Annotated in this window: 4 protein-coding genes, 1 tRNA gene and 1 pseudogene; 4 read left to right on the top strand and 2 right to left on the bottom strand. The window is 57.0% G+C overall.

Annotated features, from left to right (window positions below; translation table 11 throughout):
• Positions 1-378: peroxiredoxin (locus H5U08_RS10730; RefSeq protein ID WP_297032864.1), on the top strand; the 378-nt coding region annotated here is incomplete at its 5' end.
• 137 nt (positions 379-515) lie between these two features.
• A complete protein-coding gene (locus H5U08_RS10725; protein WP_297032862.1) occupies positions 516-1,238 on the top strand; it encodes a hypothetical protein in 723 nt (240 codons plus the stop codon).
• 194 nt (positions 1,239-1,432) lie between these two features.
• Here the strand turns inward: H5U08_RS10725 and H5U08_RS10720 are convergent.
• Positions 1,433-1,504, bottom strand: a tRNA-Gly gene (locus tag H5U08_RS10720).
• A gap of 257 nt (positions 1,505-1,761) precedes the next feature.
• Here H5U08_RS10720 and H5U08_RS10715 point away from each other — a divergent pair.
• Positions 1,762-2,382 carry a methyltransferase domain-containing protein gene (locus H5U08_RS10715; RefSeq protein ID WP_297032860.1) on the top strand — a complete coding sequence of 207 codons (621 nt, stop codon included), beginning with the start codon at positions 1,762-1,764 and terminating at the stop codon, positions 2,380-2,382.
• Positions 2,383-2,457: 75 nt separating this feature from the next.
• On the opposite strand, the gene H5U08_RS10710 is transcribed toward H5U08_RS10715, so the two are convergent.
• Positions 2,458-2,907, bottom strand: a complete 450-nt coding sequence (locus H5U08_RS10710) for a hypothetical protein (RefSeq protein WP_297032858.1) — start codon at positions 2,905-2,907, stop codon at positions 2,458-2,460.
• Positions 2,908-4,376: 1,469 nt separating this feature from the next.
• Between H5U08_RS10710 and H5U08_RS10705 the strand changes: the two are divergent.
• A pseudogene (locus tag H5U08_RS10705) lies at positions 4,377-4,568 on the top strand (NAD(P)(+) transhydrogenase (Re/Si-specific) subunit alpha); the annotation flags it as partial.

Raw genomic sequence — 4,568 nt, 5'->3', positions numbered from 1 at the left:
GTACTTTATTTCTCTCCGAAGGATGACACGCCAGGCTGCACACGTGAGGCGTGTGCATTCAGGGACCTGAAAGCGGAAATGGAAAAGCTCGGTGCGGTCGTGCTCGGAGTAAGTGCGGATGACCTGGACAGCCACCGGAAATTCCGCCAGAAGTACAACCTGAATTTTCCCTTGCTTTCTGATACCGACCACAAGGTAGCCGAAATGTTCGGTGCCTGGCGAGAAAAGGTACGCTTTGGCAAGAAATCCATGGGAATTCAGCGTTCCACGTTCCTCATCGATGCCCACGGAATCATTCGAAAAGTGTGGAAAAACGTCAAGGTGGACGGGCATGACGAGCAGGTGCTCAAAGCCCTTCGCGAGTTAGTTGGCAAGTAGCGACTTCTGGTGGTAAATCGCTCGCATCCAACCTGAAATAATGATCGTCCAAAGCGACGAAATGTGCGGTGGCTGGAAAATCTCGACTGGAATGCGTCGTCTTCGGGAAATCGAAAAGGAACGAGAGGTGTCGCGGTATGTGTCAACTCAGACACTCAATGAAAGCGGTGTGGGTTAACATCGGAACCGTCGGCGTATGTGTAGTGGCGATCCTGGGATGCCAACAGGCTTCACAGGAGGAAGTCGTCATTCGGCCGGAGAAAACTGTGGTCGTTCACCCGACGGATTCGAACAGTCCCCAACAACCGCCATCGAGCGAACACGGCCAAATGGCGCCCAGTACGGAGAACCTCGAGTCCGCGGGGGAACATGGCAAGGCCGACGGCGGAGAAATCGTCCTGGCGGGAAAGTACCGGCTCACGGTTCCGCAAGGATGGCAGCGGCGGACACCGGCGATCTCCATGATCGAGTACGAGTTCTCCGTGCCGGCAGTAGCTGGTGATCCGCGGGACGGTCGCGTCACCTTCATGGCAGCCGGCGGATCCGTGGAAGCAAACATCCAGAGATGGATCAACCAGTTCGAGCATCCTCAGGGTCAGGCAGCATCGGACCAGGTGAAACAGGAAACCCTGGAAATCGCAGGGACCCGCGTGCATCTCGTCGATATAACGGGAACCTACATGGAGAGTTCAGGCCCTATGATGGGGAATGCCGTCCCACGCGAGAACTACCGTATGCTGGGTGCCGTCATCGAATCGCAGGAGGGTCTCAATTATTTCATCAAGTTTTATGGGCCAGAAAAAACGGTGGCAGCAAACGCAGACGCCTTCCGCAAGATGATTGAGTCCCTTCACCAGTGAGGGTTACTCGAAACTCTGATACGTATCGGTTGTTAACTTTTATGCACAAAGGTGCATAAAGGTCGAGGTGGCACTGAAGTATTCCCAGATTGGAAGGCGATCACCACGCGACGACCGGAATCTTGCTGAAAAGAAAAAAACCCCGTTGCGGGGTTATGAGGGGGTAATCTGGTAGAATCACACCGAAACACAAGAGCGGGAGACGGGATTCGAACCCGCGACCCCCAGCTTGGGAAGCTAGCGCTCTACCCCTGAGCTACTCCCGCATAAGTGCCTTCGTTTATCAATGTATCGGCTGCCCCTGCCCGTGTCAACTCCGAGATTTGTCCCGAGGTCGACGCACAATTTGGCACACCGGGCAGGGCACGGGGATCAACTTCTACCTGCGAAATTTCGGCACCAGGTTTTTCCAAAACGGCCACTTTACTTCATTGAGGGGGGAAATTAACCTATCCGCAGTGTGCGGCACTGGGCCGCGCAACGGGGTGTCACGTCCCGATATCGTGTCGAGAAGGAGGTCTTTATGAAAAGGCTGTGGATTTTGTCGCTCTTGGCGGGTGTGTTGGCGGCGTCTTCCGCGGTGCTTGCTTTTGAAGCAGCCACGGCAGAGAAGTCCGGTCAGAAGGCTGCCGCTAAGGAAGAAGAACCAAAGTTCATTCGTACTCCCGACGTTATCTACGTCCCGACGCCCTACGAAGTCGTTGAAAAAATGCTGGAAGTAGCCCAGGTCAAAAAAGGTGACGTGGTCTATGACCTGGGGTGCGGCGACGGTCGTATCGTTGTCACAGCAGCCAAGAAATATGGAGTGCGGGCGGTGGGGTTCGATATCGACCCCGAACGAATCAAAGAAGCCCGCGAAAATGTCCGCAAGAACGGGGTCGAGGATCTCGTGCGGATCGAACAAAAGGATATCTTCACCCTCGACCTGAGTGAGGCGACGGTGGTGACCCTTTATCTGCTTCCGCAGTTGAACGTGAAATTGATCCCGCAGTTGGAAAAACTTAAGCCTGGAAGCCGGATTGTCTCCCACGATTTCGACATGGATGGCGTCATTCCTGACAAGGTGATCCACTTCAAACCGAAAGGCCAGCGCGAACACACCATTTATTTGTGGACGACGCCGCTCAAGAAGGAGAAGAACTGAAAACTTGCCCCGGGCATCGGCCGGCACCGGCAAGCTGGTACCCGGTCCTGAGCGCTGGGCACAGATGTCCCGTTTTTAGAGCCGGAAAGATTCTCCCTCTGTGCCGGGAGAGGCGGTAGGTACTGTCGTCGCCATAGCTGTACCTTGCGAGTTCGGCGTCCCGAGAGTGGATGAAGTGCTGCTGCTCGTCGGCGCAGGTGTGCTGCGTGGGATGTATGTCTTCGTGCTGCCCGGCCGATATTCTCCCGACATGGGTGAAACAGCCCCCGAACCGCTCGTTTGGGCCGCCGCCCCCATGCCCGCACCGTTCTGAACAGCGTACGGCGGCGAATAGGGCGGAACACCCGGCGGCTGGTACCCGGTCCGGCCCGGCTGGTAGGAAATATTGCCTGGCGGATTGGGCGTCCGTCCGGGCACATAACCCGTGTCACCTGGGACGTAGCTGGTGCTCCCCAACGGGCTGTTGATCGCGCCAGTTACCGAATCCGCATTACCGCCCGGGGTTTGCGCAGATTGCCGGTACATCCGCGCGTAGCGGTCGCCTACGAGTTGGCTCCAATCGGTTGAGGGAGTCGTCGTGCCGTTTGGGCTGTTTGGCGAATTTGGCGAAGCTGAGCTTGAAGTTGGCCACGGTCCGGCAGACGGATTTTTCACAGTCGGTGCCGATTGCTGTGGGGGTGCGGTTACAGAGGAACCACCTGGCACTCCGGAAGACGGCGTCGCATTGTAGCTGACCGGGAGGCCCCCGCCGTACGCCGGAACGGACGAGCCGGAGGCTGGCACAGCGAACCCTACGGGTGTCCGGGTCGATGGTCCTGCCGGGCCCTGGGGAGCCGGATACGCGCCTGCGACTCCTCCCATTCCAGTCGGAGCGCTATCCGACGCGATGGCTGTGCCGACCGGCTGAGCCTGGACCGTCTGATTCTGACTGCGTGCAAATGCGTTGGGATCGTACCGATTCACCGGGGGATATGGTGAAGAATTTTGCCCAGGATTGTTGGACAAATTCCCGGACGCCTGCTGCACGTTTGAAGAATGAGCAGCGCTCTGACCGCTTGCCGCACCAGAATACACCCGCGGAGTAGTGCTCGGATAGAGAGGTCCACCCTGCGGCGACGTGCTAGCAAGGCTCGGACTTTGCTTATCCCCAGGCACGGCGCTTGGCCTGGCAAATGCCGACGGCTTTTGGGGATAGGGTTCGGCAGATTGGGTTTTCTTGAACGGGTTGATATTGGCGAGCGACCACTGGGACCCCGTTTTGTTGGCGGCACATCCGCCTGCAACAGATAGACAAACAACTAGGACGCCCACCAAACCGTGTCTTGCCGCCAGGGCCATGGCATTCCCCTCCGTGGGAAATTCGAGAAATCCAGCCAGTAGTCAAATCTCCGGGGCGAGGAAACAACCCACGTCGTCCCAGCGTTCGGCTCGCCCAGGATGCAACCTCCACCGTGGAGCGGCATCACCCCTCATGTGCATCGGCTGATTCAGCCAGAAAATGCGCCACTTGAGGAACAGCCGCCACTCTCTCTTTCTTTTGCCTGTTTTTCCTAATGTACAACTTGAGCGATTTTGGGCAAAAAATTTGCCGCGATCAGCGACGGTCGTGCCTCCTTATCTACCGTTTTTGTCGAGGTCGCTCAAGCCCAAAATTCTGAATTTCCCGTAAGTGCAGTTTCCCCAGTTCGACAGCTTGCCTCAGGCACGTGAGAAATGACGTATCGTTCGCGATCGAACACCGGCTTCATTGCGTTGAGCAGCTTCCCGACATACTGATGAGGAGAATGACCCCACCAACCAGGTTTGGGTCCTCATCGAAAGACACCGGCTCCGCATTATGGAAGCCCGCGTGACGAGCTCCGAATCATAGCCCAAGGCGTCCCCAGGGAGGCTCGGCCGGAGCGTTCCGCCCTCATTTACCGCCTAGCCGTTTCGTGTATAATGGTCGTTCTTTCCTGTCAAAATGTCGGCTCCCTTTAGCGTTTCCAGCAGCTATGATCATCGGCGTATTGCGAGAGCGATTTCCTGGCGAGAAGAGGGTCGCCGTTGTTCCCGCGAATGTACCCGGCCTGATTAAAGCGGGCCATTCCGTGCGTATTGAAAGCGGAGCGGGAGAACGGGCCGGTTTCCCGGACAGCGAATATTCGTCCAAAGGTGCCAGCGTTGCATCGCTGGCAGAAGTCCTT

The sequence above is a fragment of the Thermogutta sp. genome (assembly GCF_014359955.1).
Lineage (GTDB): Bacteria > Planctomycetota > Planctomycetia > Pirellulales > Thermoguttaceae > Thermogutta.
The sequence above is the reverse complement of the archived record's forward strand: the minus strand, read 5'-3'. Positions and strand labels throughout refer to the sequence as shown.

What these genes read in the sequence shown, in the direction of transcription:
- H5U08_RS10725 (WP_297032862.1), top strand. Translation starts at nt 516, where the DNA reads ATGTGTCAACTCAGACACTCAATGAAAGCGGTGTGGGTTAACATCGGA.
- H5U08_RS10710 (WP_297032858.1), bottom strand. Translation starts at nt 2,907, where the DNA reads ATGTACCGGCAATCTGCGCAAACCCCGGGCGGTAATGCGGATTCGGTA.
- H5U08_RS10715 (WP_297032860.1), top strand. Translation starts at nt 1,762, where the DNA reads ATGAAAAGGCTGTGGATTTTGTCGCTCTTGGCGGGTGTGTTGGCGGCG.